Genomic DNA, 23,248 nt, shown 5'->3' on the forward strand with positions numbered 1-23,248 from the left:
ATCCACTCAAGAACGTCTCCAGCCGCTTGCACGGCTGGAGACGTCCAAGACACAAATGACCGATCAGAACTGCACCTCGCCGGGAACGTCGATATGGTGCCGCTCAATGAAGGCCTGCGCTATCGCGGTCAGTGTACGACCAACACCGGCACGCTTCCGTCGGCCAGGACCTCCGATGTTTGACTTCCCAGGAATAGCTTCTTGAGCCCCCGGCGCCCATGAGAGCCCATAACGATCAAGTCGCAGCCTCCTGACTTTGCTGTTTCGATAATCGCGGTGGCCGGGTGCGCATTCGGAACGTGCAGGAGTTCCGCGGTTATCCCGGCTTGCTCTGCCATGGCTCGCGCTTCGTCGAGGACTTTGCGCGCACGCTCCCTGCAGGCCGCATCGAAGCTGTCGATTTCCTGCTGCGACGGGATCCATCCCGGGGCGTGTCCGCTCCCGTAGTCGATTGGCAGTGACTCCGTCACGGCAATGACGGTCGCTTTGGCCTTCAAGGCCTTTGCCAAGGCAATCCCATGCCTGATGCCGTTTCTTGCGACGTCCGATCCGTCCGTGCTGAGGAGAATCCGGGTGTACATTTGGCGGCCTCCTTTCTCGACAACCCGTCGCCATCTCCCGGTGCGGTTGTTTGACCTTAACAGGCGCCTCCCATTCAAGGACAGACCAGGACGGGGGTCTTTGCGTGTGTAAGCACCTTGTTCGTCACGCTCCCGATGAGAAGCGCGGTAAGTCCGCTGTGCCCATGCGACGACATGACGATGAGATCGCAGCCCTTCTCCGCGGCGGCTGCGATGATGGCCTGATGGGGTTGCCCGCTCTCCGCTTGAATCGTCTCGCAGGAAACACCGGCCGTCCTGGCCGCCTTTGCCGCGCCGTTCAATACGCTGGCGGCCTGTTCCTTGCGCAACTCGGCATATGTTGCGACCGCTTCGAGGAACCGGCCTGAGACTTCGGAAAACGCTTCCACAACGAAGATGAAGGATACGGTGGCCCCGAGGGATTTCGCCAGCGCCAATCCGTGCGCAACCCCACGCTCCGCTAGCTTAGACCCATCTGTCGGAATGAGAATGTGCCGGTACATGCTCTACCTCCCGATTGTCCGGACGTATCGCTGCCTTGCAAGGCCAGGTTAGCTCGCGTTGCGACTGCAGTCTTGAGATAAGTCAACCTGTTGGTTCATCCTATCGTGATCCAGATGTCCGCAATTGGCACAGGGTGTCTCTGCAAGCGAGAGCCGCTGTGCGGAGAGAACCCTCACCCGGCGCGTCGTGCCGACCTATCCCGCAAGCAAGCGGGAGAGGCCAGGTGCCCGTAGCTGGTCGATTCAGCTGCTTCAGACCGCCGGTCTAGAACTGCACTTCGCTCGGGATGTCCTCGGCGCTGAGGCCGACGGTTTCATAGGCCTTCAGCAGCCATTCGCGGGTCTGGCCGAGCGAACGGTTGTAGTCGGCCCAGGCGCTGAGGAAATCCTTGTAGCGGCGATCGGATTCGGCACGGATGCCGAGGTTCGTCGGCAGGGTCAGCAGCGGCCGCGGGATCGCGAGATCGCCAAGCGTCGGATTCTTCTTCAGCGTGAAGACCGACAGCACCGCCAGCGAGACGTTGCAGTCGGCGCGGCCGGTCGACACCGCGAGGATCGCCTCGTCGCGCGTCTTGAAGCCGAGGATGGTTGCCTTCGGGCAATAGTGGCGCGCGATGGTCTCGTGGGTCGAGCCGATGTCGACGGCGATCTTGACCTCGGGCTTGTTGAGCTCGGCCCAGCTCTGCGGCTTGGCAAAGCCCTTCTTTGTGATGACGGTGAAGGAGTGCACCAGGATCGGCGTTGAGAAGTCGATCACCAGCGCGCGCTCTGGCGTCGGGTTCACGGCAAAGGCGAGATCGATCTTGTCGGCCTGAAGATCCAGGATCTGGTTGCCCCAGGTCGATTCCAGCGTCTCGACCTTGGCCCCTAACTTGCCGGCGATGTCGTTCGCCATGTCGATACACGCGCCTGACCATTGATTGGTCGCGAGGTCCTTGTGGAAATAGGGATCCTGGCCGGCGATCACAGCGATCCGCAGCACACCGCTCTTCTTGATGCGATCGAGCGTTGAGGCCGGCGCGGTGTCGGCCCGGGCCGAGGCGGTCGCGGCCATTGCGGCGCCTGCCAGCGCGACGGTGGTGAGTGCGTCCCTACGGTTCATGGTCAGTGCTCCCTGGGAATGATCAGCAGCTCCGGCTGGGCACTATTTCTGTATTCAGGGTATAATGCAATATGGTATTACAGTCTTGCCGGGAGTTGTGCGATGAAGCAGGTTAGAGCCTAGTCCTCTGGCAAAGCGAGAGAAAATTGCGTCAGAGGAGGAAGTCTGTGCGCGCTGTTTTCGTCGATGCCAACGACACGCTGGCAGCGGTCACCGAGAAGCTGCTGGGCGGGACCAAGCTGCCTGTTGGCATCAACCGCAATCCTTCCATCAAGTCGGACGATCTGCCCGACCTGCTCGGCGATGCCGAGATCATGATCGTCGACCATACGGCCGTGCCATCAGCGATCGCGGAGAAGTGCGCGAAGCTGAAGCACGTCATCTTTCTCGGCACCGGGGCGCGCAGCTACATGAATCCGGAGGAGCTCGCTGCGCGTGGAATCGCCGTCCATACCATCAAGGGCTATGGCGACACCGCGGTGGCCGAATGCGCGATCGCGCTGATGTGGGCCTCGGCCAAGAATTTTGGCGAGATGGACCGCGGCATGCGTGAGGGCAACTGGCTGCGGCGTGATGCCGTGCAGCTCACCGGCAAGACGCTCGGCCTGATCGGCTTCGGCGGCTCGCGGCCGAAGCCGCGCGCATGGCGGCCGGCTGCGGCATGACGGTGATCGCCTGGAACAGGACGCCGAAGACGCATCCCGGCGTCGAGTTCGTCTCGCTGGAGAAGCTGCTGGCGGAGAGCCACGTCGTCTCGCTGCATCTCTTGCTCAACGACGAAACCAAGGGTTTCCTATCGCGCGAGCGTATCGCCCGGATGCGCAAGGGCAGCATCCTGATCAACACGGCGCGCGGCGCTGTCGTCGACGAAGAAGCAATGCTGGATGCGTTGCGCTCGGGCCATATCGCGCATGCCGGCCTCGACGTCTTCACCGTCGAGCCGCTCCCCGCAGGCCACGCGCTGACAAAGCTGCCGAACGTGACGCTGTCGGCGCATTCGGCGTTTCGTACGCCCGAGGCCAGCGACAATCTCATCGGCGCGGCGCTCGATCACTGCCGCCGCGTCATCGCGACCGGCACGTAAAGGACATCCATGTCTGATATCACGCGCATCGACCAGAACGCCCGTCGCAGCCGCGCTTCCGTGTTCGGTGATCTCGTTTTCCTCGCCGGCCAGGTAGCGGATACCAAGACCGCTGACATCGCCCAGCAGACCCGCGAAGCATTGGCGAAGGTCGATGACATGCTGGCCCGCGCCGACACCGACAAGTCGCGCCTGCTCAGCGTTCAGGTCTGGCTGAAAACCATGGACGATTTCGACGCGATGAACGCGGTGTATGATGCCTGGGTCGTTCCGGGCAACGCACCGACGCGTGCCTGCGGCAAGGTCGAGCTCGCCGATCCGGCCTACCGCATCGAGGTGATCGCGATTGCCGCGCGCCGCTGACATGCGCGCCGCTGCCCTCTGAACCGTTTGCATCGGCCTTGCGCGTTGTTTCCGCCTGTCCTACGCCACCTCGGAACAAAAACGCATTCGCTAAAGCCTGCAGGGAGCTGTCAATGACCATCAGAAACACCCGCACCGGGGGCCAGATCCTGATCGACCAGCTGGTCGCGCAGGGCGTCGACCGCGTCACCTGCGTGCCCGGCGAGAGCTACTTGGCGGCGCTCGATGCGCTGCATGACAGCCCGATCGACGTCGTGATCTGCCGCGCCGAAGGTGGCGCGGCGATGATGGCCGAAGCCTATGGCAAGCTCACCGGCCGGCCCGGTGTCTGCTTCGTCACCCGGGGTCCCGGCGCGACCAATGCCAGCCATGGCGTCCATATCGCGATGCAGGATTCGACGCCGATGATCCTGTTCGTCGGCCAGGTCGATACCGGCATGCGCGAGCGCGAGGCGTTCCAGGAACTCGACTACAGGGCGGTGTTCGGCTCAATGGCGAAATGGGCGGTCGAGATTGATCGTCCCGACCGCATTCCCGAACTGGTCGCGCGCGCCTTCCGCGTCGCGATGCAGGGCCGCCCCGGTCCCGTCGTGATCGCGCTGCCCGAGAACATGCTGACCGAGACCGCCGCTGTCGCCGATGCCATGCGCATCGAGCCGGCGGTGAGCTGGCCGGCGCCATCAGATCTCGAGCAGGTCGGTGCAATGCTGGCGAGCGCCAAGGCGCCGCTGGTCATCCTCGGCGGTTCGCGCTGGACCGATGAGGCGACCAAGAGCGTCGCGCGTTTCGCCGAGCGCTTCGACCTGCCGGTCGCGACCTCGTTCCGCCGGGCCTCGCTGATCGATGCCGACCATTCGCACTATGCCGGCGACCTCGGCATCGGACCGAGCCCGAGTCTCAAGGCCCGCGTCGACAATGCCGATGTCATCCTTCTCGTCGGCGGCCGCATGTCGGAGATGCCGTCGTCGTCTTACACGCTGCTCGACATTCCCGCGCCGAAGCAGAAGCTGATCCATGTGCACCCAGGCTCGGAAGAGCTCGGCCGCATCTATCAGCCTGATCTCGCGATCCAGGCGACGCCGGCCGCATTCGCCGCCGCCGTCCAGGCGCTGAAGCCTTCAGGCGCGGTTGCCTGGAAGGGCGAAGCCGCCAAGGCGCATGCCGACTATCTCGCCTGGACCGACAAGGCGCGTGAGCTGCCGGGCACGTTCCAGTACGGCCAAGTCATGACCTGGCTGCGTGATCGGCTGCCGAAGGACGCGATCGTCTGCAACGGCGCCGGCAATTATGCCGGCTGGATCCATCGCCATCACCGCTTCCACAGCTTTGCGTCTCAGCTCGCGCCGACCTCGGGGTCGATGGGGCTATGGCGTGCCGGCGGGCGTGCTCGCCAAGCGGCAGTACCCGGATCGTGTCGTCGTCGCCTTCGCCGGTGACGGCTGCTTCCTGATGAACGGCCAGGAATTCGCGACCGCCGTGCAGTATGACGCGCCGCTGATCGTGATCGTCGTCGATAACTCGCAATACGGCACCATCCGCATGCATCAGGAGCGCGACTATCCCGGCCGCGTCGTCGGCACCCAGCTCAAGAACCCTGATTTTGCGATGTATGCGAAGGCGTTCGGCGGTCATGGTGAGCGCGTCGAGCGCACCGAAGAATTCGCGCCGGCGTTCGAGCGCGCGCTGGCCTCGGGCAAGCCGTCGATCCTCCACTGCATCATCGATCCCCGGGCGATCTCGGTCGGCAAGGACTTTACGCCCGCGATAAAGGCTTAGGCGATGTCGGAGAGCCGTCACGTCGCCATCATCGGAGCCGGCGCGATCGGCGTGATCAGCGCCATCGAGGCACTGCGCGAGGGACATCGCGTTACACTGATCGATGCCGGCGCGCCCGGTGGCGAACAGGCCGCCAGCTACGGCAACGCCGGCTGGCTCTCCTCGCATTCGGTGATCCCGCCGGCCGAGCCGGGCACCTGGAAGAAGGTGCCTGGGTATCTCATGGATCCGCTCGGCCCGCTCGCGATCCGCTGGTCGTATTTGCCGAAGGCGCTGCCCTGGCTGCTCAAGTATCTCCTTTCGGGCTGGACCGAGGCGCGCGTCGAGAAGACGGCGCTTGTGCTGCGCGATCTCCTGAAGGACGCGCCGCTGTTGCACCGGAAGCTCGCGGAAGAGGCAGGCGTTCCCGAACTGATCGAGCGCAACGGCGTGATGCACGTCTTCCCGTCGCGCGGCAATTTCGATGACGATCTCGGCTGGCGGCTGCGCAGGAAGGTCGGCATCGAATGGCTGGAGCTCAATGCCGACGAGATGCGTCAGCGCGAGCCGGATCTGCATCCGCGCTACACTTTCGGTGTGGTGGTGGAGGAAGCCGGACGCTGCCGCGATCCCGGCGCATACGTTGCGGCGCTCGCCCGGCATGCGCTGGCGAACGGTGCCAAGCTGGTGCATGCGAAAGCCACGGGGCTCAAGCTTGCGGGCAACAAGGTCGTCGCCGTCTTTACCGAGACCGGTGAGATTGCTTGCGATGCCGCGGTGGTCGCAGCCGGCGCGCGTTCAAAAAAACTCACCGCATCGGTCGGCGATCCGCTGCCGCTCGAAACTGAGCGCGGCTATCACGTCATGATCGAGAATCCGGAAACGGGACCACGCAGCTCGATGATGGCGTCCGACGCCAAGATGGTGGTGAACTGGACCAACAAGGGCCTGCGAGCCGCCGGCACGGTCGAGATCGCGGGCCTGGAGGCCGCGCCGAACTGGAAGCGCGCCGAGATCCTGCGCAACCACCTTCTCAGCATGTTTCCGAAGCTGCCGAGGGACATTCCGGCGTCGCGTATCAAGACCTGGTTCGGTCATCGCCCCAGCATGCCTGATGGTATTCCCTGCATCGGCCATGCGCGCGCCTCGCGCGATATCGTCTATGCCTTCGGCCATGGCCATATCGGGCTGGTCGGCTCGGCCCGTACCGGCCGTCTTGTCGCCCAGCTCCTGAGCGGCAAGCAGCCGGAAATTCCGCTCGCACCGTTCTCGCCCAATCGCTTCCTCTGAGATCGCACCATGACTCAAGCAGCCAGCTCATCTTCCCGCATCGCCCGTGGCGGCAAGGCCATCTACGGCGCACCTCTCGGCATCCTGATGCTGGAAGCGCGCTTCCCCCGCATCCCCGGCGACATGGGCAATGGCACGACCTGGCCGTTTCCCGTGCTGTATCGCGTGGTGAGCGGCGCATCGCCGGAGAAGGTGGTGCTGAAAGGCGCCGCCGGCCTGCTGCCCGATTTCATCGATGCTGCCAAGGATCTGGTGCGGCTCGGGGCCGAAGCCATCACCACCAATTGCGGCTTCCTCTCGCTGTTCCAGAAGGAGATCGCGTCGGCTGTCGGCGTTCCCGTTGCGACCTCCTCGCTGATGCAGGTGCCGTGGGTACAGGCGACCTTGCCGCCGGGCAAGCGCGTCGGCCTCGTCACGGTGTCGGGCTCGACCCTGACGCCGGCCCATCTCGAAGGCGCAGGCGTGCCGCTCGATACACCGCTGGTCGGCACCGAGCACGGCAAGGAATTTTTCCGGGTTCTGATCAAGGCCGAGAAGGACGACATGGATGTGGCCCAGGCCGAGCGTGATGTCGTCGAGGCGGGAAAGCAGCTGGTTGCGAAGAATCCGGACGTGGGCGCCATTGTGCTCGAATGCACCAACATGCCGCCTTATGCGGCCGCGTTGCGGGCCGAGGTGGGGTTGCCGGTCTACGACATCTATTCCATGATCACCTGGTTTCATGCGGGGCTGCGCCCGCGCGCCTTCAGCTGATTCTGGATGTCACCCTTCACGACCTCCACTTTCGTTTGCATTGCAATCATTCCTGCAGCCCCAGTATATTGGCTGTGTTCGAGCATGAATGCTGCTGATGATGAGTAACGTGGAACTGGCTTCCGACAGTATCGTCGATCGCGTCTATGAACAACTCAAGGCGATGGCCGTGAGCTACGAGTTCAAGCCGGGCGAACGGCTCAACGAGGGTGAGCTGGCCAAGCGGCTTGGCGTCAGCCGCACGCCGCTGCGCGAAGCCCTCAACCGTCTCAACACCGAAGGTTTCCTGCGCTTCACGCCAGGCAAGGGCTTCTTCTGCCGCGAACTCGACGCGCACGAGATCTTCGATCTCTACGAGCTGCGCAAATCGATCGAGGTCGCCTCGGTCCGCCTCGCCATCAGGCGCGCCAGGGACGAGGACATCGACTCGCTCCTGAAATTCCTCGAAGCCACTGGCCCCGATCCCGGCGAGCGCTCTTCCGTGGAGTTGGTCGAACTCGACGAGACGTTCCACGAGCGGCTGATGGCCATGTCGAACAATGCCGAGATGCTGCGTGTCTTGCGCAACGTCAATGCCCGCATCCGCTTCGTGCGCTGGATCGACATGGACAGCATCAACCGCTCCAACACCCAGGCCGAGCACCGCGCCGTCCTCGAAGGCCTGAAGGCGCGCAACGAAGAGGTCTGCGTGTCCGTGCTGGAGAAGCACATCGATCGCCGCCTGGATCGCATCACGTCGGCGATCAAGGAAGGCTACGCGCAGATCTACATGCCGGCCGCGGTGAGGTCGGCGGCGAATTGAGGTTCTCACCTCGTCCGGGGTGGGGAGAACGCATCTGTAATTCACCAGAGGGAGGCGGTCGGTGGCTCCATGCTCCCAGCTATACAATCCCTCGATACCTGATCGTCCCAGACAGTCAGAGCTTTCGTTCGCAAACATCGCTAGCATCTCTCCTGAAATTCACGGAGACTCAGGTGCAAAGCCCCAAGCCCCATCCCGAAATCGACTGGCCATCCGAGCTCTATCGCGTCCTGAAGACGGCCGACGTCAAGCAGATGTCCTACGTGCCGGATGCCGGCCACAGCCAGCTGATCCGCTTGTTCTCCGCCGACGCTGACGTCACCACCAATGTGCTGACGACCGAAGAGGAAGGCATTGCGATCGCCGCGGGCGCCTGGCTTGGCGGTCAGCGCAGCGTGCTGCTGATGCAGTCGAGCGGGGTCGGCAATTGCATCAACATGCTGTCGCTGTCCGCGATTGGCCGCTTTCCGCTCTTGATGCTGGTGACGATGCGCGGCGAATGGGCCGAGTTCAATCCCTGGCAGGTGCCGATGAGCCGGGCGACGCAGCCTTCGCTGGAGGCGATCGGCCTGAAGGTGATGCGCGCCGAGACGGCAGGGGACTTGGTCGAGACAGTCGAATCCGCGGCAGCGCTCGCCTACGAATCCGACCAGCAGATCGCTGTTCTGATCGGGCAACGCCTGATTGGCAAGAAGAAGTGGTGATACCGATGAGCGTTCCCTCCGAACTCGATCGTCGTGCAGCGGTTGCGGCCCTTCTCAAGAATCGCAAGGACACGTTGGTTGTCGCTGGCCTCGGCTCGCCGACCTACGATCTGCACGCGGCCGGCGACCGCGACGACAATTTCTATCTCTGGGGCGCCATGGGCGGCGCCGCGCTGATCGGCCTTGGTCTTGCCCAGGCGCAACCTTCCAGGCGCGTCCTCGCGTTGACCGGCGACGGTGAGCAGTTGATGGGCCTCGGCGGCATCGCCACCATCGGCGTCGCCCGGCCGCGCAATCTCGCCATCGTCGTGATCGACAACCAGCATTTTGGCGAGACCGGAATGCAGGCGAGCCACACCGGGCGCGGTGTCGATCTCACGGCGATCGCAACCGCCTGCGGTTTTGTCGCAACGGCGACCGTTCGGACGTTGGAGGAGGTGCGAGGCCTGGCCGCTGACATCGCCGAACCGGCCGACGGCCCGCGGCTTTTTGTCGTCAAGGTCAGGGCCGAAAATCCGCCGCGCTCGCTGCCGTCCCGCGATGCCGTCTTTATCAAGAACCGGTTCCGGGCTCATCTCGGATTTGCGACGGCCTGATGGCGGGCGATTGCTCCTAACTACACTGTGCCGGTGAAGGACGAGTAGGTCTCGCCGGTGCATCTCAGTCGTCATGCCCGGCTCGACGCGGGCATCCGCGTGCTTTGGCAATTGTGGCGCTGCGTGGATGGCCGGGACAAGCCGCCATGACGGCCTACTCCGCCGCCAAGGTCATCCCATAACCGAGCCGCTTCGAGATGCCGCCGGCACAATCGCGCAAGGCATGCGCGATGGGGCTATCCCAGCGCGCATCGAACGTCCCTTCCGGCCCCATCGCGGTGATGACAAGCGCGACATGGCCGGAATGATCGAATACCGGCGCGGAGAACGCATTGACACCGGGCAGGGGATCGCCGAGCGCGCGGGCGAGACCGTGCTTGCGGACCTCGGTGAGCATGTCGGCGACCTTGGCGCCTTTCACGGCGCGCTTCGGATTGTAGCCGACGCCCTGGCGATCGAGGCCGCTTTCGAGCGCGGCATTGATCGTCTTCTCCGGCAGGAAGGCCGCGAAGGCGCGGCCGGTGGCGGTCTCCAGCAGCGCCATCACCGAGCCCGCGCGCATCACGACGTGCACGGGCTGGCCGGGCTCTTCCAGCTGCACCACGGTCGGGCCGTACGTGCCCCACACCGCGAGCGAGACGGCGTGACCGACCTGGCTCGCGAGCGCGGCAATCTTCGGCTGCGCGATGCGGACGCCGGAGAGGCGGCGCAGGCTGATCAGGCCGAGCTCCAGCGCCAGCGCGCCGATCTCGTAGCGGCCGGTGGTTTCGTCCTGTTCAATCAGGCCGATGCGCGAGAAGCTGGCGAGATAAGGATGCGCCTTGGCGGGCGTCATGCCGGCCTCGCGCGCGAGATCGCGCAGCATCATCGGCTCGCCGCTCCTGGCGAGCGCACGGAGCAATTCTCCGCCGACCTCGATGGACTGGATGCCGCGGCTTTCTCTCTTCATGCGCCTCCGATGCGCTTCGCTTAGGCCGCGTCGCGCTTGGCGGCGCTGTCGGCGAGATGACGGCCGGCAATGTAGCCGAAGGTCAACGCTGGCCCAAGCGTGATTCCGGCGCCGGGATAATTGCCGCCCATGATGCTCGCCATGTCGTTGCCGGCCGCGTAGAGCCCGGGAATCACCCGGCCCTCGGAATCCAGCGCGCGGGCGTTCTCGTCGGTGACGATGCCGGCATAGGTGCCGAGGTCGCCGATGACCATCTTGATGGCATAGAACGGCCCGTTCTCGATGGGCGCGATGCAGGGATTCGGACCATGCATGGCGTCGCCCTGATAGCGGTTATAGGCTTTTGATCCCTTGCCGAAGGCAGCGTCGTGACCCAGCGGCGCAGTTGCGTTGAATTGCTTGATCGTCTCGGTGAACGCCTTGGCATCGATGCCGGCTTTCGCCGCCAGCGCCTCCAGCGTCTCGCCGCGCATGAGGTAGCCGGTCGCGAGATGATGACCGAGCGGCATCGGGAACGGCGGCACGCAGCCAAGTCCGTATTTGCGCAGCGTTGGGTGATCGCAGACGAGATAGGCCGCGATCTCCTCGCCGGGCTTTGCCGCCTTGATCATGGCCTGGACGAAGTCGTGATAGGAGTTGCCTTCATTGGTGAAACGCTTGCCGTCGCGCATGACCGCGATCACCCCGGGCTTGGCGCGATCGATGAAATGCGGCATCACGCCCTTCGAGCCGTCTCTGCGCGTCGTCAGCGACACGGGCACCCAGGCCGCCGCGTTCGGCAGCCGATCCTCGACATGTCCGCCGGCGCTTTCCGCGAGGCGCAGACCGTCGCCGGTGTTGCCGGTCGGGCCGGGCGAAAAATGCTCATGACCGGTCGGTGCGTGCGGAAACAGCTTTTTGCGGCGCTCGACATCGTGCGGAAAGCCGCCGCAGGCGAGCACGACGCCCCGCCGCGCGCGGACGCGCACGTCGCGGCCGTCGCGCGAGACGATCGCGCCGATCACCGCGCCGTTCTCGACGCTCAGCTTGCGTACCGGCGATGACAGCCACATCGGAATCTTCAGATCCTGCGCGGATTTGGCGAGACGCCCCGCGAGCGCATTGCCGTTGGTCAAGGTCATGCCGCGGCCGTAGCGCAGCACGTCCATCAGATGCCGAGACAGCCGCTTGGCGACGTAGACCGCCGATGTCAGCGACTTCGTTACGCGCATGAAGTGGATGATCTCTTTGCCGCTTCCGAGCATCATGCCGAACACGGTGAGCTCCGGCAGCGGCATGCCCAGCGTCGTGATCTGGTCGCCGAGTTCGCGGCCGTCGAACGGCCGCGTCACCATCGAGCGACCGCCTTGCGCGCCGCCTGGCGCCTCGGCGTGATAGTCCGGGAACACCAGCGGCATGTCGAAACGCAGCGCGGTCTTGGTGGTGAAGAAATCGACAGCCTCAGGGCCAGCGCTCAAGAACGCATCGACGCGCGCGGCGTCAAAATTGTTGCCGGCCTCGTGCCGCAGATAGGTGCGAGCCTGCTCCGGCGTCTCCGCGATGCCGTAGGCCTTCGCCAGCGAGGTCCCGGGGATCCACAACCAGCCGCCGGAGCGCGCCGTGGTGCCGCCGAAGCGCGGCTCCTTCTCGACGATCAGCACCTCGAGGCCGCGATATCGTGCGGTGATCGCGGCCGACATGCCCGAGCAGCCCGATCCGGCCACGAGCACATCGCACTCGTAACTCTCAATTGCGTTGTGCGCGTTGCCGGTCATGTCTCACCTCAGTTCTTCAGAAGCGGACATTTGGATTCGGAGACCGGGCGGAAGGCGTCCTCGCCCTTCACAGTCTTGATGATGTCGAGATAATCCCAGGGTTCCTTCGACTGCTCGGGCGACTTCACCTTGGCCAGATACATGTCGCGGACGACGCGGCCGTCCTCTCGCAACTTGCCGCCGTGAACGAAGGTGTCCTCGATCGGCAGCTCGCGCATCTTGGCCATGACCTTGGCCGGATCGTCGGTGCCGGCGGCCTTGATGGCTTTGAGATAGTGCAGCACCGAGCCGTAGACGCCGGTATGGATCATGGTCGGCATCACATTGGTGCGGGCGAAGAATTTTTTCGACCAGGCGCGGGTCGCCTCGTCCATGTTCCAATACGACGCCGTCGTCATGTAGGTGCCCTGCGCGGCCTTGAGGCCGACCGCGTGCACGTCGGTGTCGAACATCAGGAGACCGACGAGCTTCTGGCCGCCCTGGACCAGACCGAACTCGCCGGACTGCTTGATGGCGTTGTCGGTGTCCTGGCCGGCATTGGCGAACGCGACGACGTCAGCCTTGGAACTCTGCGCCTGCAGCGCGAACGAGGAGAAGTCGGCCGTGTTGGTCGGATGCCGGACGCCGCCGAGCACCTTGCCGCCCATCTCGTTGATGAAGCGCGTGGCGTCCTTCTCGAGTTGCTGGCCGAAGGCGTAATCCGCGGTGATGAAGTACCAGGATTTGCCGCCTTCCCTGATCACGGCGGACGCTGTGACCTTGGACAGTGCGTAGGTGTCGTACGTGAAGTGCACGGTGTTCGGGCTGCACAGCTCGTCGGTGAGCGAGCTCGCGCCGGGGCCGGAGAGCAGGGCGATCTTGTTGCGCTCGCGCACCATGTTGTGCACGGCGATCGCGATGCCGGAATTGGGGATGTCGGCGACGGCGTCGACCTTGCCGTTGTCGAACCAGCCGCGCACGATGTTGACGCCGACGTCGGTCTTCATCTGGTGGTCGGCGCTGATGATCTCGATCGGCTTGCCGAGCACGGTCGGGCCGAATTCCTCGACCGCCATCTTGGCCGCCTCGACGGATCCCGGCCCCGAGTTGTCACGGCCCCAGCTCGACAGGTCGGTCAGCACGCCGATGCGCACCACGTCGTCGGAGACTTGCGCGCTCACGACCGTGGTCATGGCAGCAGACATCATGGCGGCGAGCATGGCGCAGGCCAAAAGCCCTCTCATGTCATTCCCTCTCTTTCATGGCCGCTCGGCGCGGCGGGTTGTTTTGATCCAAATTAAATAAAGACGAATGAGTTTGTCAATAACGAATAACGAGGCGGGATCGGTCGAATGCGCCGCACGTTGCAGCCCCGACCGTGTTTGGCCATGATGCCCTCCGGAATTGTGGGGCGGATGGCAATGACGGCAGCAGCGGGAGTCTCCGGCGCAACGGAGCGATCGACGACGGCCCATGTGGTGTGGGCGAGCGCGCTCGGCACCGCGATCGAGTGGTACGACTTTCTGATCTATGGCACGGCCGCCGCACTCGTGCTCAACAAGCTGTTCTTCCCGGGCTTCGATCCCTTCGTCGGCACGCTCGCGGCATTCTCGACCTACGCGGTCGGCTTCGTGGCACGGCCGATCGGCGGTGCCATCATCGGGCACTATGGCGACCGGCTCGGCCGCAAGACAATGCTGGTCGCGACCATGATCGCGATGGGGCTCGGCACGTTCCTGATCGGCTGCTTGCCGGCCTACAGCCAGATCGGCGTGTGGGCGCCGATCCTGCTCGTCGCGCTGCGCTTTATTCAGGGCATCGGTCTCGGAGGCGAATGGAGCGGCGCTGTGGTCATGGTGGTCGAGCACGCCGGCAGCAGGCGCGGCTTTTACGGCAGCCTGGTGCAAATAGGCTTTCCGGTTGGCGTTGCCGCTTCCACCGGCATCTTCGGGCTGATGACGCAATTGCCCGAAGCGGATTTTCTGAGCTGGGGCTGGCGTGTGCCGTTCCTGATCAGCGTCGTGCTGGTCGGCATCGGCTTCATCGTACGTCTCAAGCTCGCGGAGACGCCGCACTTCAAGAAGGTCGTCGAACGCAAGGAAGTCTTGGCGCAGCCGGTCTGGGACGTGCTGCGCCGCGACTGGCGAAGCTTTCTGCTGGCGATCGGCATCACGGTGTCGGAAGTCGGGCTTGCGTATCTCCTCACCGTTTTCGTCGTGGTCTATGCCACGGCAACGCTCGGCTTGCCGCGCCAGGTGATCCTGAATGCAGTCGTCTACGCCGCGATCGTCGAGTTCGCGACGCTGCCGCTGGCCGGCTGGCTATCGGATATCTTCGGCCGCAAGGCGTTGTATCTCGCCGGCGGCGTGTTCTCGGTGGCGCTGGCGTTTCCGCTGTTCTGGTTCCTCGATACCAGGGATCCGGTGCTGATCACGTTCGCACTCGTCGTCACCATGACCCTGACACATGCGCTGCTGTTCGGACCGAAAGCCGCGTTCATGCCGGAGCTGTTCCGCACGCAAGTGCGCTACAGCGGCGCCTCGCTGGGTGCCAATGTCGCAGCCGCACTGAGCGGCGGCTTCTCGCCGTTGATCGCAACCGCGTTGCTCGCCTGGGCCGGCACTTACTGGCCGGTGTCGCTCTACATCATCGCGTTGTCGATCATCACCATCACCGCGACGCTGATGACGCCGGAGACGGCGCGCGAGACGCTCAAGTCCTGACAGGACTCGTCGTCAGCTCCGCTGTGTGAACGGGCGGGCGAGCCCCATTGCCGCGCCTATTCTGCACGGTCTGGCGCCTTCTTATGCGCTTCTGCCAAAAGCAAATGCAGCGGGCCGATCCATTAGCCGCGTTTATGCGGCGAATTTTTACTTCCAATTTTACTTCGCAAAATCTCAGCCATAGCCTCACGCGCAACTGATCCCATCTGCAGCCGGTCAATGGCGATCGGTGCGAGCGTTCATCGTAGCCAACGAGGGTTGCCATGTCTGACGAGACGAAGGGGAATTTCACGTCCGATCCGGCGGGAACGGCAGCGAAGCCCGTGAAAAAGCTGAGCCGGCGCACGCTATTGAAGGGGGCGGCCGCGGTTGCGGGCGCAGCCGCAGGATCGGATGCGATCCGCGGATTCCCGACCATCTGGGCGCAGGAGATCAAGGACATCGAGTTGCGCCATGTCGGCGTGTCCTATTCGGTGGTGAAGGCGATCGGTGACCAGGCCGCCAAGGATCTCGGCTTCAAGGTGACGATGCAGAACCTCGACACCTCCGCTGCCATCAACCGCTTCATAAGCCAGCCTAATACGGTCGATATCGCCGATCTCGAGGGCTGGCAGGCCAAGCTCGCCGCGAAGCGAGCCGTCATCCAGGGCATCGAAGTCAAGAAGATCAAGGAGTTCGACAACATCCTGCCGATCTTCACCAAGGGCGAGATCGACGGCCACAAGATCCCGCGCCAGGGAATCTCGCCCTATGAGGCCATGTACATCGCCAAGCCCGACGCGACCGATTTGAATGACGGCGTCACCGAATGGGCGACGTTCCTGCCGCAGGTCTACAACGCCGACTCCATCGGTTATCGCCCCGACCTCGTCGGCCACGAAGTGACCGAATGGAAGGATCTGATCGATCCCAAGTTCAAGGGCAAGGCCGCGATCCTCGACGTGCCCGCGATCGGCATCATGGATGCCGCGCTCTGCTTCGAAAGTGCCGGGCTGATCAAGTACGGCAACAAGGGCAACATGACCAAGGAGGAGATCGACTTCACCTGCAACAAGCTGATCGAGCTGAAGAAGCAGGGCCAGTTCCGCGCGACCTGGACCACCTTCGACCAGTCGGTGCAACTGATGGCCGCGGGCGAAGTGGTGATCCAGTCGATGTGGTCGCCCGCGGTCGCTGCCGTCCGCGTCAAGGAGATTCCCTGCGTCTACGCGCCTGTTAACGTCAAGGACGGCAAGGAAGGCTATCGCGGCTGGTGCAACGGCATGGGCCTGATGAAGCATCTCTCCGGCAAGAAGCTGGAGGCGGCTTACGAATATCTCAACTGGTATCTCTCAGGCTGGCAGGGCGGCTTCGTCGCGCGCTACGGCTATTACAGCCCGGTGCCTTCGACCGCGAAGAAATTCCTCACCCCGGCCGAATGGGCGTTCTGGTACGAGGGCCAACCCTCGCCTGAAGTCGTCAACGATCCCTATGGCGTTGCGATGGAGAAGGCCGGCACCAGGCGCGACGGCGGCTCGTTCCTCGATCGCGTCAAGAACATCTCGTGCTGGAACACGCTGATGGACGAGGCGGCGTACATGAACAAGCGCTGGAACGACTTCAAGGTGGCCTGAGGCCTGCATTCCCTGACGTCAACGAAGCACCGGCGCCGTGACGCGCCGGTGCTGATAAGACCGCCATCGAGGCCATTGGTCATATGCAGCCGAGTCCAGGTCCATTTCCATCACGCTCCAATCTCGCCGGCTGGCTCTATGTTTCGCCGCTGGTCATGGTTCTCGTGCCGTTCTTCGTGGCGCCGATCCTGGTCGTGCTGGCTGCGAGCTTCTTCGCCACCGACGGCTTTGGCGGGCTGACCCCGGGCTTTACGCTGGCAAGCTATGTCGAAGTGCTGCATTCGGCGCTGACGTTGAAGCTGTATCTGGCGACGATCAAGTTCACCGCGCTGACGTGGGTCCTCACGCTGGTCATCGGCTTCCTCGTCGCCTATTTCCTCGTCTTCCACGTTCGAAACCAGCTCTTGGCGATCGGCCTTTTCCTGCTCTGCACCGTTCCGTTCTGGACCTCGAACATCATCCGGATGATTTCCTGGATCCCGTTGCTCGGCAAGGAGGGCCTGATCAACCAGGCGCTGCTGGCGATGGGTTTGATCCATCAGCCGCTCGAGGTGTTGCTGTTCTCCGATCTCGCCGTCGTCATCGCCTATGTTCACCAGCTCACGATCTTCATGATCGTGCCGATCTTCAATTCCATGGCCCGGATCGACAAGAAGCTGATCGAAGCCGCGATCGATGCCGGCGCCAGCCGGTTCGACATCATGCGCCTGATCGTGGTGCCGATGTCCAAGAGCGGTATCGCGCTCGGCACCATCTTCGTGGTCTCGATCGTGATGGGCGACTTCTTCGTGGTCAAGGTGATGTCCGGCGGCGGCTCGGCCTCGGTCGTCAGCGCGTTCTACGAGGACGTCGGCGTGCTGCAATATCCGACCGCCGCGGCAAGCGCCGTGCTGCTGACGCTGGTCCTGGTTGCGATCGTCTCGCTGATCCTGCGCACCGTCGACATCAGGCAGGAGATCACGCGATGAGCGCTGTCATTGCCGACATGCCCGAAACGGTCACGCCCGCGACGACCAAGGCGATCGCGCCCAGCAAGGGCGGCCGGCCCTGGACGTTCTACGTGCTGGCGACGCTGTTCGCCTTCTACGTCATCGCGCTCTACGGCCCGATGTTCTGCATCTACGTCCTGTCGTTCCAGGACATCCGCGGCGGCCTGGTGTTTCCGATGAAAGGCTATTCGCTGCACTGGTTCGTTGATCTCTTCACCCAGGTGCGGACCGGCGACGTCAAGGGCTCGTTTGATCGCTCGATCAAGCTCGCCGTCGTCGTCACCATCATCACCGTGGTGGTCTCGTTTCTTGCAGGCCTCGGCTTCCGCAGGCGCTTTCGCGGCGACACTTTTGTCTTCTACATGATGATCGGCAGCCTGGTGGCGCCCGGGCTCGTGCTCGGCCTCGGCACGGGTCTTCTGTTCCAGGCGCTCGGTCTGAACGCAAGCTGGTACACCTCGGCGCTGGGGGCGCAGCTGTCCTGGACGCTGCCGTTCGGCGTGCTCGTGATGTTCGCGGTGATGTCGCGCTTCGACCACGCCTGGGAGGAGGCGGCCTACGATCTCGGCGCCAGTCGCTGGCAGTCGATCCGGCTGGTGATGATCCCCGTGCTGGCGCCCGGCCTCGTCGCAGTCGCATTGTTCGGCTTCACGCTGTCCTACGACGAGTTCGCGCGCAGCCTTCAGACCGCGGGTTCGCTGAACACGCTGCCGCTGGAAATCTGGAGCATGACGCTGAACGTCACCTCGCCCTCGCTCTATTCGCTCGGCACGGTGACCACCGTCGTTTCCTTCATCGTCATCGGCGCAAGCCTCGGCAGCATCGTGTTGATCCAGAAGAGACGCGGCAGCCAGGCCAAAGGTTGAGCAAGGGTTGAGACGGGAATGAAATGCGATCGTGGCGATATCGAACTTGCAGGCGTCTGCAAGAGCTTTGACGGCATCACCAACGTGGTCGACGGCGTCAATCTCAGGATCGCAGATGGCGCCTATTGCTGCTTCATCGGCCCGTCCGGCTGCGGCAAGACCACGATCCTGCGCATGATCGCCGGTCACGAGGATCCGACCTCAGGCGAAATCGTCATCGGAGGCCAGAATGTCGTCGGGCTCGCGCCCGTGCAGCGCCGCACCGCCATGATGTTCCAGTCCTACGCGCTATTCCCGCATCTGACGGTGCGCGAGAACATCGCCTTTGCATTGCGGGTCCGCGGTCAGTCGAAGGCTGATCGCCTGCGGGCGGCCGACGCCATGATCGAGAAGGTGCGGCTGACGCAGTTCGCCGACCGTCTGCCGGCCCAGCTCTCCGGCGGCCAGCAGCAGCGCGTTGCGCTGGCGCGGGCGGCGATCACCGAACCAAGGGTGCTGCTGCTCGACGAGCCGCTGTCCGCGCTCGACGAGCAGCTTCGCGTGCAGATGCGCCAGGAGCTCCGGCGCATGCAGCAGGAGCTCGGCATCACCTTCATCCATGTCACCCACACCCAGCTCGAGGCGATCGCGCTCGCCGATCTCGTGGTGGTGATGGAGCACGGCAAGATCAAGCAGGCTGGTGCGGCGCGCGACGTCTACGCGCATCCGCACGATCGTTATGTCGCCGAGTTCATGGGCGGGCAGAACGTGCTGTCCGGTCGGGTCGAGAAGGTCAACGGTGCAAGCTTCACCCTCTCGCAGGCCGCACCTGATGGCATCGAGGTGCCGCTGCAGGCGCGCGCGACCGTCGCCATCGGTGACATCGTCGATATCGCGGTCCGCCGCGACGACGTTGCTCTTGTCAGGCCGGGCAGGGACCTGCCGCCAGGTTGCACCACGTCGCTGCCGAGCCGCGTGCTCGCGATCGAGTACCAGGGCTATTTCGTCAAGGTGATGCTCGACACCGTGCCCGACGACGAGTTCGTCGCCTACGTGCCGGAAAAAACCTTCTTCGCAGATCCCTTCACCGTCGGCGATGTCGTGATGGCCACATGGGCCACCGGCAGCGCGTTGCCTCTCGCCTGAAGACCCCTGCGCACAGGAGCATGACCGTGCAGATATCCTTCACACTCAACGGCCGGCCCATCACTGTCGAGGTCGAACCGGCAACGCTGGTCGCCGAGCTGCTGCGGGAGCAGCTCAACCTCACCGGCACCCATATCGGCTGCGACACCAGCCAGTGCGGCGCCTGCGTGGTCCATCTCGACGGACTGCCCGTGAAGAGCTGCACGTTGCTGGCGCCCGCGCTCGACGGAGCGACGCTGCTCACCATCGAGGGTCTGGAAGGCGCGCCCGGCTCGAACCAGATGCATCCGATGCAGGAGGCGTTTCGCGAGCATCATGGTCTGCAATGCGGCTTCTGCACGCCCGGCATGCTGATGACCGCGGTCGCGCTCGCGACCGAGAAGAGGGATCTGACCGAGGCCGATGTCCGTCACGGCCTCGAAGGCAATATCTGCCGCTGCACCGGCTACCAGAATATCGTCGTTTCGGTCATGGCCGGCGCTGCCGCCATGAGCGCCGCCAAGGGAGAATGACCATGGCCAATGTGATCGGCATCGGCGCCGCACCGAAGCGAAAAGAAGACCAGCGTTTCCTCACCGGCCGCGGCAATTACGTCTCGGACATCAAACGTCCCGGCATGACCGCGGGTGTGTTCGTGCGCTCGCCGCATGGACACGCGATACTGCGCGGCATCGACAAGGCTGCGGCGCTGGCATCGCCTGGCGTGATCGCGGTCCTCACCGGCGATGACGTCAAGGCCGACGGCCTCGGCTCACTGCCCTGCGGCTGGGGCATTTCGGATGCCAAGGGCGTGCCGATGAAGGAACCGCCGTTCCCGATGCTGGCGCAAGGCAAGGTGCGCTTCGTCGGCGATATGGTGGCTTTTGTCATCGCGGAGACGCCGGAGCAGGCGAACGCCGGCGCTGAGCTGCTGAGGATCGATTACGAGGTGCTGCCCTCCGTGATTGGCGTGCTCGAAGCGGTCAGGCCGAATGCGCCGCAACTGTTCGACGATATCCCAAACAATATCTGCTGTGACTGGGAGCTCGGCGACAGGGCTGCGGTGGAATCCGCGTTTCGCAGGGCCACCCATGTCGCCAGGCTCAGCCTCGTCAACAACCGCCTGATCGGCAATCCCATGGAGCCGCGCGCGGCGATCGCGGAATACGAGCCCGGCACCGATCGCTTCACGCTGTGGACCACCAGCCAATTCCCGCATGTCGTGCGCTTCCTGATGGGCGCGCTGGTGCTGAACATCCCGCAGCACAAGCTGCGCGTGGTTGCCCCCGATGTTGGCGGCGGCTTCGGCGTCAAGCAGTTCCACTACGGCGAAGAGGCCGTGGTCACCTGGGCTGCCAAGCGCGTGAAGCGGCCGGTGAAATGGGTGGCGAGCCGCTCGGAGGGGTACGTCTCCGATCGCCACGGCCGCGATCACGTCACCGAGGCCGAACTGGCGCTGGACGAGACCGGAAAATTCCTCGCCTTCCGCGTCAACACGCTCGCCAATATGGGCGGCTATCTCTCGACCTTCGGGCCGAACATTCCGACCAATCTCTACGGTCCGCTGCTTGGCGGCGTCTACACCACGCCCGCGATCTATTGCAACGTGAAGGTGGTCTTCACCAACACCGTGCCTGTCGACGCTTATCGCGGCGCCGGCCGCCCCGAAGCGACCTTCGTGCTGGAGCGCATCGTCGATGTCGCAGCCGCCGAGATGGGAATCGACCGCGTCGAGATCCGCCGCCGCAACATGATCCCGAAGGAAGCCTATCCCTATCAGACGCCAGTGCTGGTGCAGTACGATTCCGGTGATCCCATGGGCTGCCTCGACGGCGCGCTTGTCGCCGCCGACGTCAAGAATTTCGGCGTGCGCAAGGCGGCCTCCGCCAGCAAGGGCAAATTCCGCGGGCTCGGCTATTCCACCTATGTCGAAGCCTGCGGCCTCGCGCCGTCGCGGTTCGCGGGACGGCTCGGGGCGCGCGGGGGCCTCTATGAGAGTGCCACCGTGCGCGTGCATCCCACCGGCCAGGTGACGGTCATGATCGGCACCCACAATCACGGCCAGGGCCACGAGACGACCTTTGCGCAGATCGTCTCCGACAAGCTCGGCGTCGCCTTCGAGAATGTCGACATCGTGTTCGGCGATACCGATCGGGTGCAGTTCGGCATGGGCACCTATGGCTCGCGCTCACTCGTGGTCGGGGGTGCCGCGCTGTCCAAGGCGACCGACAAGGTGATCGCCAAAGGCAAGAAAATCGCCTCGCACCTGCTCGAGGCGGCCGAAGCGGATATCCAGTTCGAGAGCGGAAAATTTTCGGTGGCCGGCACCGACCGTATGAAGACGTTCGAGGAGATCGCGGGCGCGGCTTATGTGCCGCACGATTATCCGCTCGAGGTGCTGGAGCCGGGCCTGGAGGAGCAGGCCTATTACGATCCTGTCAACTTCACCTATCCCGGCGGCTGCCATATCGCCGAGGTCGAGGTCGATCCGGAGACGGGCACGGTGACATTGGTCAGTTACACGGCAGTCGACGATGTCGGCACTGTCATCAATCCGATGATCGTCGAGGGGCAGTTGCACGGAGGTATCGTGCAGGGCGTCGGCCAGGCCCTGTTCGAAAACGCGGTCTATGACGAGGGCACCGGTCAGCTCTTGTCGGGCTCGCTGATGGACTATTGCATGCCGCGCGCCGACCATATGCCGATGATGAAAGTTGCGACCCACTCGACGCTCTGCACGCATACGCCGATGGGCGTGAAGGGTTGCGGAGAGGTCGGCACCATCGGTTCGCCCGCCGCCGTGATCAACGCGGTGGTCGATGCGCTGTCGCATCTCGGCGTCACCCATGTCGACATGCCCGCGACGCCCAACCGGATCTGGCGCCTGCTGCAAAATGCGTCGCTGCCGGTCGCCGCGGAATAGGGAGGACAACAATGAAGCCATTTGCCTATCATCAGCCCGTCCAAATTCCCGATGCGGCCAAGCTGTTGACCTCGATCGAGGACAGCAAGCTCCTCGCTGGCGGCATGACGCTGATCCCGACGCTCAAGCAGCGGCTGGCCAATCCGCCCGCGCTGGTCGATCTGTCGAAGCTTGGATCCCTCAAGGGCATCACCGACGACGGTGAGACCATCACCATCGGCGCGATGACGCCGCATGCGGTGGTTGCAGCCTCGAAACTGGTGCAGGCGAAAATCCCCGGGCTCACGGCATTGGCCTCGATGATCGGTGATCCTGCCGTGCGCAGCCGCGGCACCCTCGGCGGCTCAGTCGCCAACAACGATCCGGCCGCGGACTATCCCGCCGGCGTTCTCGGTCTCGGCGCCACCATCATCACCAGCATGCGTGAGATCGCGGCGGACAAGTTCTTCCTCGGCTTGTTCGAGACCGCTCTGGAAGCGGGCGAGATCATCACCGCGATCCGTTTTCCGGTGCCGCTCAAGGCGGGCTACGCAAAGTTCAAGGCGCCGGCCTCGCGCTATGCGCTGGTCGGCGTGTTCGTCGCGAAGTTCGCCGATGGTGTTCGCGTCGCGGTCACGGGCGCGGGGCCGGGTGTGTTCCGCGTGCCCCCGATGGAAGCGGCGCTGTCGCAAAATTTCGATCCATCCGCGATCGCGGCGATCAAGATCGACACCGACGGTCTCACATCCGACATCCATGCCGAAGCCGATTACCGGGCGCATCTCGTCACTGTCATGGCCAAGCGCGCCGTCGACGCGGCGCTCGTCTAGTTCCGT

20 protein-coding genes and 2 pseudogenes are annotated in these 23,248 nt (G+C 64.0%); 16 read left to right on the plus strand and 6 right to left on the minus strand.

From position 1 onward, the window contains the following. Window positions 1-128: 128 nt before the first annotated feature. The 3 genes from ACVWZ4_RS19455 to ACVWZ4_RS19465 form a co-directional block, all read right to left on the minus strand. Window positions 129-581, minus strand: a complete 453-nt coding sequence (locus ACVWZ4_RS19455) for a universal stress protein (RefSeq protein WP_456736120.1) — start codon at window positions 579-581, stop codon at window positions 129-131. Between the two features lie 74 nt (window positions 582-655). Continuing rightward, window positions 656-1,084, minus strand: coding sequence for a universal stress protein (locus tag ACVWZ4_RS19460; RefSeq protein ID WP_456740973.1), 429 nt, complete (start codon window positions 1,082-1,084; stop codon window positions 656-658). 265 nt (window positions 1,085-1,349) lie between these two features. After that, window positions 1,350-2,186, minus strand: a complete 837-nt coding sequence (locus ACVWZ4_RS19465) for a transporter substrate-binding domain-containing protein (protein WP_456699230.1) — start codon at window positions 2,184-2,186, stop codon at window positions 1,350-1,352. A gap of 167 nt (window positions 2,187-2,353) precedes the next feature. Between ACVWZ4_RS19465 and ACVWZ4_RS19470 the strand changes: the two are divergent. The 8 genes and pseudogenes from ACVWZ4_RS19470 to ACVWZ4_RS19505 all read left to right on the plus strand — a co-directional run bounded on the left by ACVWZ4_RS19470 (window position 2,354) and on the right by ACVWZ4_RS19505 (window position 9,533). After that, a pseudogene (locus ACVWZ4_RS19470) lies at window positions 2,354-3,270 on the plus strand (NAD(P)-dependent oxidoreductase). Between the two features lie 9 nt (window positions 3,271-3,279). Beyond that, window positions 3,280-3,633 carry a RidA family protein gene (locus ACVWZ4_RS19475; RefSeq protein ID WP_456699228.1) on the plus strand — a complete coding sequence of 118 codons (354 nt, stop codon included), beginning with the start codon at window positions 3,280-3,282 and terminating at the stop codon, window positions 3,631-3,633. A 113-nt stretch (window positions 3,634-3,746) separates the two neighbouring features. After that, window positions 3,747-5,409, plus strand: a pseudogene (locus ACVWZ4_RS19480) (thiamine pyrophosphate-binding protein). Window positions 5,410-5,412: 3 nt separating this feature from the next. Continuing rightward, entirely contained in the window at window positions 5,413-6,678 is a 1,266-nt protein-coding gene (locus tag ACVWZ4_RS19485) for an NAD(P)/FAD-dependent oxidoreductase (RefSeq protein WP_456740975.1), read from the plus strand. Window positions 6,679-6,687: 9 nt separating this feature from the next. Continuing rightward, a complete protein-coding gene (locus ACVWZ4_RS19490; protein WP_456736115.1) occupies window positions 6,688-7,431 on the plus strand; it encodes an aspartate/glutamate racemase family protein in 744 nt (247 codons plus the stop codon). Between the two features lie 97 nt (window positions 7,432-7,528). Continuing rightward, the gene (locus ACVWZ4_RS19495) at window positions 7,529-8,233 is read left to right on the plus strand and encodes a GntR family transcriptional regulator (protein WP_456736114.1); all 705 of its coding nucleotides are present in this window, start codon (window positions 7,529-7,531) and stop codon (window positions 8,231-8,233) included. A gap of 173 nt (window positions 8,234-8,406) precedes the next feature. Further along, window positions 8,407-8,937, plus strand: a complete 531-nt coding sequence (locus ACVWZ4_RS19500) for a phosphonopyruvate decarboxylase (RefSeq protein ID WP_456699224.1) — start codon at window positions 8,407-8,409, stop codon at window positions 8,935-8,937. Between the two features lie 5 nt (window positions 8,938-8,942). Further along, a complete protein-coding gene (locus ACVWZ4_RS19505; protein ID WP_456736113.1) occupies window positions 8,943-9,533 on the plus strand; it encodes a thiamine pyrophosphate-dependent enzyme in 591 nt (196 codons plus the stop codon). A 154-nt stretch (window positions 9,534-9,687) separates the two neighbouring features. Here ACVWZ4_RS19505 and ACVWZ4_RS19510 read toward each other — a convergent pair whose 3' ends face one another. Genes ACVWZ4_RS19510 through ACVWZ4_RS19520 form a run of 3 tightly spaced genes read right to left on the minus strand, consistent with a single transcriptional unit; the run spans window position 9,688 to window position 13,459 of the window. Next, window positions 9,688-10,482 carry an IclR family transcriptional regulator gene (locus ACVWZ4_RS19510; RefSeq protein WP_456699222.1) on the minus strand — a complete coding sequence of 265 codons (795 nt, stop codon included), beginning with the start codon at window positions 10,480-10,482 and terminating at the stop codon, window positions 9,688-9,690. A gap of 20 nt (window positions 10,483-10,502) precedes the next feature. After that, window positions 10,503-12,236 carry an FAD-dependent oxidoreductase gene (locus tag ACVWZ4_RS19515; protein WP_456740976.1) on the minus strand — a complete coding sequence of 578 codons (1,734 nt, stop codon included), beginning with the start codon at window positions 12,234-12,236 and terminating at the stop codon, window positions 10,503-10,505. A gap of 8 nt (window positions 12,237-12,244) precedes the next feature. Then, window positions 12,245-13,459 carry an ABC transporter substrate-binding protein gene (locus ACVWZ4_RS19520; protein WP_456740977.1) on the minus strand — a complete coding sequence of 405 codons (1,215 nt, stop codon included), beginning with the start codon at window positions 13,457-13,459 and terminating at the stop codon, window positions 12,245-12,247. Between the two features lie 177 nt (window positions 13,460-13,636). Between ACVWZ4_RS19520 and ACVWZ4_RS19525 the strand changes: the two genes are divergently transcribed. The 8 genes from ACVWZ4_RS19525 (at window position 13,637) to ACVWZ4_RS19560 (ending at window position 23,242) form a co-directional block, all read left to right on the plus strand. Then, entirely contained in the window at window positions 13,637-14,938 is a 1,302-nt protein-coding gene (locus ACVWZ4_RS19525) for an MFS transporter (RefSeq protein ID WP_456740978.1), read from the plus strand. Window positions 14,939-15,201: 263 nt separating this feature from the next. Beyond that, on the plus strand, window positions 15,202-16,551 hold the full coding sequence (locus ACVWZ4_RS19530) for an ABC transporter substrate-binding protein (RefSeq protein ID WP_456740979.1): 1,350 nt from the start codon (window positions 15,202-15,204) through the stop codon (window positions 16,549-16,551). Window positions 16,552-16,634: 83 nt separating this feature from the next. Next, complete coding sequence (locus ACVWZ4_RS19535; protein ID WP_456740980.1) at window positions 16,635-17,519, plus strand: ABC transporter permease; 885 nt, start codon at window positions 16,635-16,637, stop codon at window positions 17,517-17,519. Further along, the gene (locus tag ACVWZ4_RS19540) at window positions 17,516-18,406 is read left to right on the plus strand and encodes an ABC transporter permease (protein WP_456740981.1); all 891 of its coding nucleotides are present in this window, start codon (window positions 17,516-17,518) and stop codon (window positions 18,404-18,406) included. Before ACVWZ4_RS19535 ends, ACVWZ4_RS19540 begins: the two co-directional genes overlap by 4 nt. Window positions 18,407-18,424: 18 nt before the next feature. Further along, the gene (locus ACVWZ4_RS19545; protein ID WP_456740982.1) at window positions 18,425-19,531 is read left to right on the plus strand and encodes an ABC transporter ATP-binding protein; all 1,107 of its coding nucleotides are present in this window, start codon (window positions 18,425-18,427) and stop codon (window positions 19,529-19,531) included. A gap of 20 nt (window positions 19,532-19,551) precedes the next feature. Then, on the plus strand, window positions 19,552-20,043 hold the full coding sequence (locus ACVWZ4_RS19550) for a (2Fe-2S)-binding protein (RefSeq protein WP_456740983.1): 492 nt from the start codon (window positions 19,552-19,554) through the stop codon (window positions 20,041-20,043). Window positions 20,044-20,045: 2 nt separating this feature from the next. Then, on the plus strand, window positions 20,046-22,433 hold the full coding sequence (locus tag ACVWZ4_RS19555) for a xanthine dehydrogenase family protein molybdopterin-binding subunit (protein ID WP_456740984.1): 2,388 nt from the start codon (window positions 20,046-20,048) through the stop codon (window positions 22,431-22,433). Between the two features lie 11 nt (window positions 22,434-22,444). Continuing rightward, on the plus strand, window positions 22,445-23,242 hold the full coding sequence (locus ACVWZ4_RS19560; RefSeq protein WP_456736103.1) for an FAD binding domain-containing protein: 798 nt from the start codon (window positions 22,445-22,447) through the stop codon (window positions 23,240-23,242). The last annotated feature ends 6 nt before the right edge of the window (window positions 23,243-23,248 follow it).

Source organism: Bradyrhizobium sp. USDA 4472 (genome assembly GCF_054058595.1).

Coding starts and splice junctions, on each gene's coding strand:
- ACVWZ4_RS19455 (WP_456736120.1), bottom strand. CDS start 581: ATGTACACCCGGATTCTCCTCAGCACGGACGGATCGGACGTCGCAAGA.
- ACVWZ4_RS19460 (WP_456740973.1), bottom strand. CDS start 1,084: ATGTACCGGCACATTCTCATTCCGACAGATGGGTCTAAGCTAGCGGAG.
- ACVWZ4_RS19465 (WP_456699230.1), bottom strand. CDS start 2,186: ATGAACCGTAGGGACGCACTCACCACCGTCGCGCTGGCAGGCGCCGCA.
- ACVWZ4_RS19475 (WP_456699228.1), top strand. CDS start 3,280: ATGTCTGATATCACGCGCATCGACCAGAACGCCCGTCGCAGCCGCGCT.
- ACVWZ4_RS19485 (WP_456740975.1), top strand. CDS start 5,413: ATGTCGGAGAGCCGTCACGTCGCCATCATCGGAGCCGGCGCGATCGGC.
- ACVWZ4_RS19490 (WP_456736115.1), top strand. CDS start 6,688: ATGACTCAAGCAGCCAGCTCATCTTCCCGCATCGCCCGTGGCGGCAAG.
- ACVWZ4_RS19495 (WP_456736114.1), top strand. CDS start 7,529: ATGATGAGTAACGTGGAACTGGCTTCCGACAGTATCGTCGATCGCGTC.
- ACVWZ4_RS19505 (WP_456736113.1), top strand. CDS start 8,943: ATGAGCGTTCCCTCCGAACTCGATCGTCGTGCAGCGGTTGCGGCCCTT.
- ACVWZ4_RS19510 (WP_456699222.1), bottom strand. CDS start 10,482: ATGAAGAGAGAAAGCCGCGGCATCCAGTCCATCGAGGTCGGCGGAGAA.
- ACVWZ4_RS19515 (WP_456740976.1), bottom strand. CDS start 12,236: ATGACCGGCAACGCGCACAACGCAATTGAGAGTTACGAGTGCGATGTG.
- ACVWZ4_RS19520 (WP_456740977.1), bottom strand. CDS start 13,459: ATGAGAGGGCTTTTGGCCTGCGCCATGCTCGCCGCCATGATGTCTGCT.
- ACVWZ4_RS19525 (WP_456740978.1), top strand. CDS start 13,637: ATGACGGCAGCAGCGGGAGTCTCCGGCGCAACGGAGCGATCGACGACG.
- ACVWZ4_RS19530 (WP_456740979.1), top strand. CDS start 15,202: ATGTCTGACGAGACGAAGGGGAATTTCACGTCCGATCCGGCGGGAACG.
- ACVWZ4_RS19535 (WP_456740980.1), top strand. CDS start 16,635: ATGCAGCCGAGTCCAGGTCCATTTCCATCACGCTCCAATCTCGCCGGC.
- ACVWZ4_RS19540 (WP_456740981.1), top strand. CDS start 17,516: ATGAGCGCTGTCATTGCCGACATGCCCGAAACGGTCACGCCCGCGACG.
- ACVWZ4_RS19545 (WP_456740982.1), top strand. CDS start 18,425: ATGAAATGCGATCGTGGCGATATCGAACTTGCAGGCGTCTGCAAGAGC.
- ACVWZ4_RS19550 (WP_456740983.1), top strand. CDS start 19,552: ATGACCGTGCAGATATCCTTCACACTCAACGGCCGGCCCATCACTGTC.
- ACVWZ4_RS19555 (WP_456740984.1), top strand. CDS start 20,046: ATGGCCAATGTGATCGGCATCGGCGCCGCACCGAAGCGAAAAGAAGAC.
- ACVWZ4_RS19560 (WP_456736103.1), top strand. CDS start 22,445: ATGAAGCCATTTGCCTATCATCAGCCCGTCCAAATTCCCGATGCGGCC.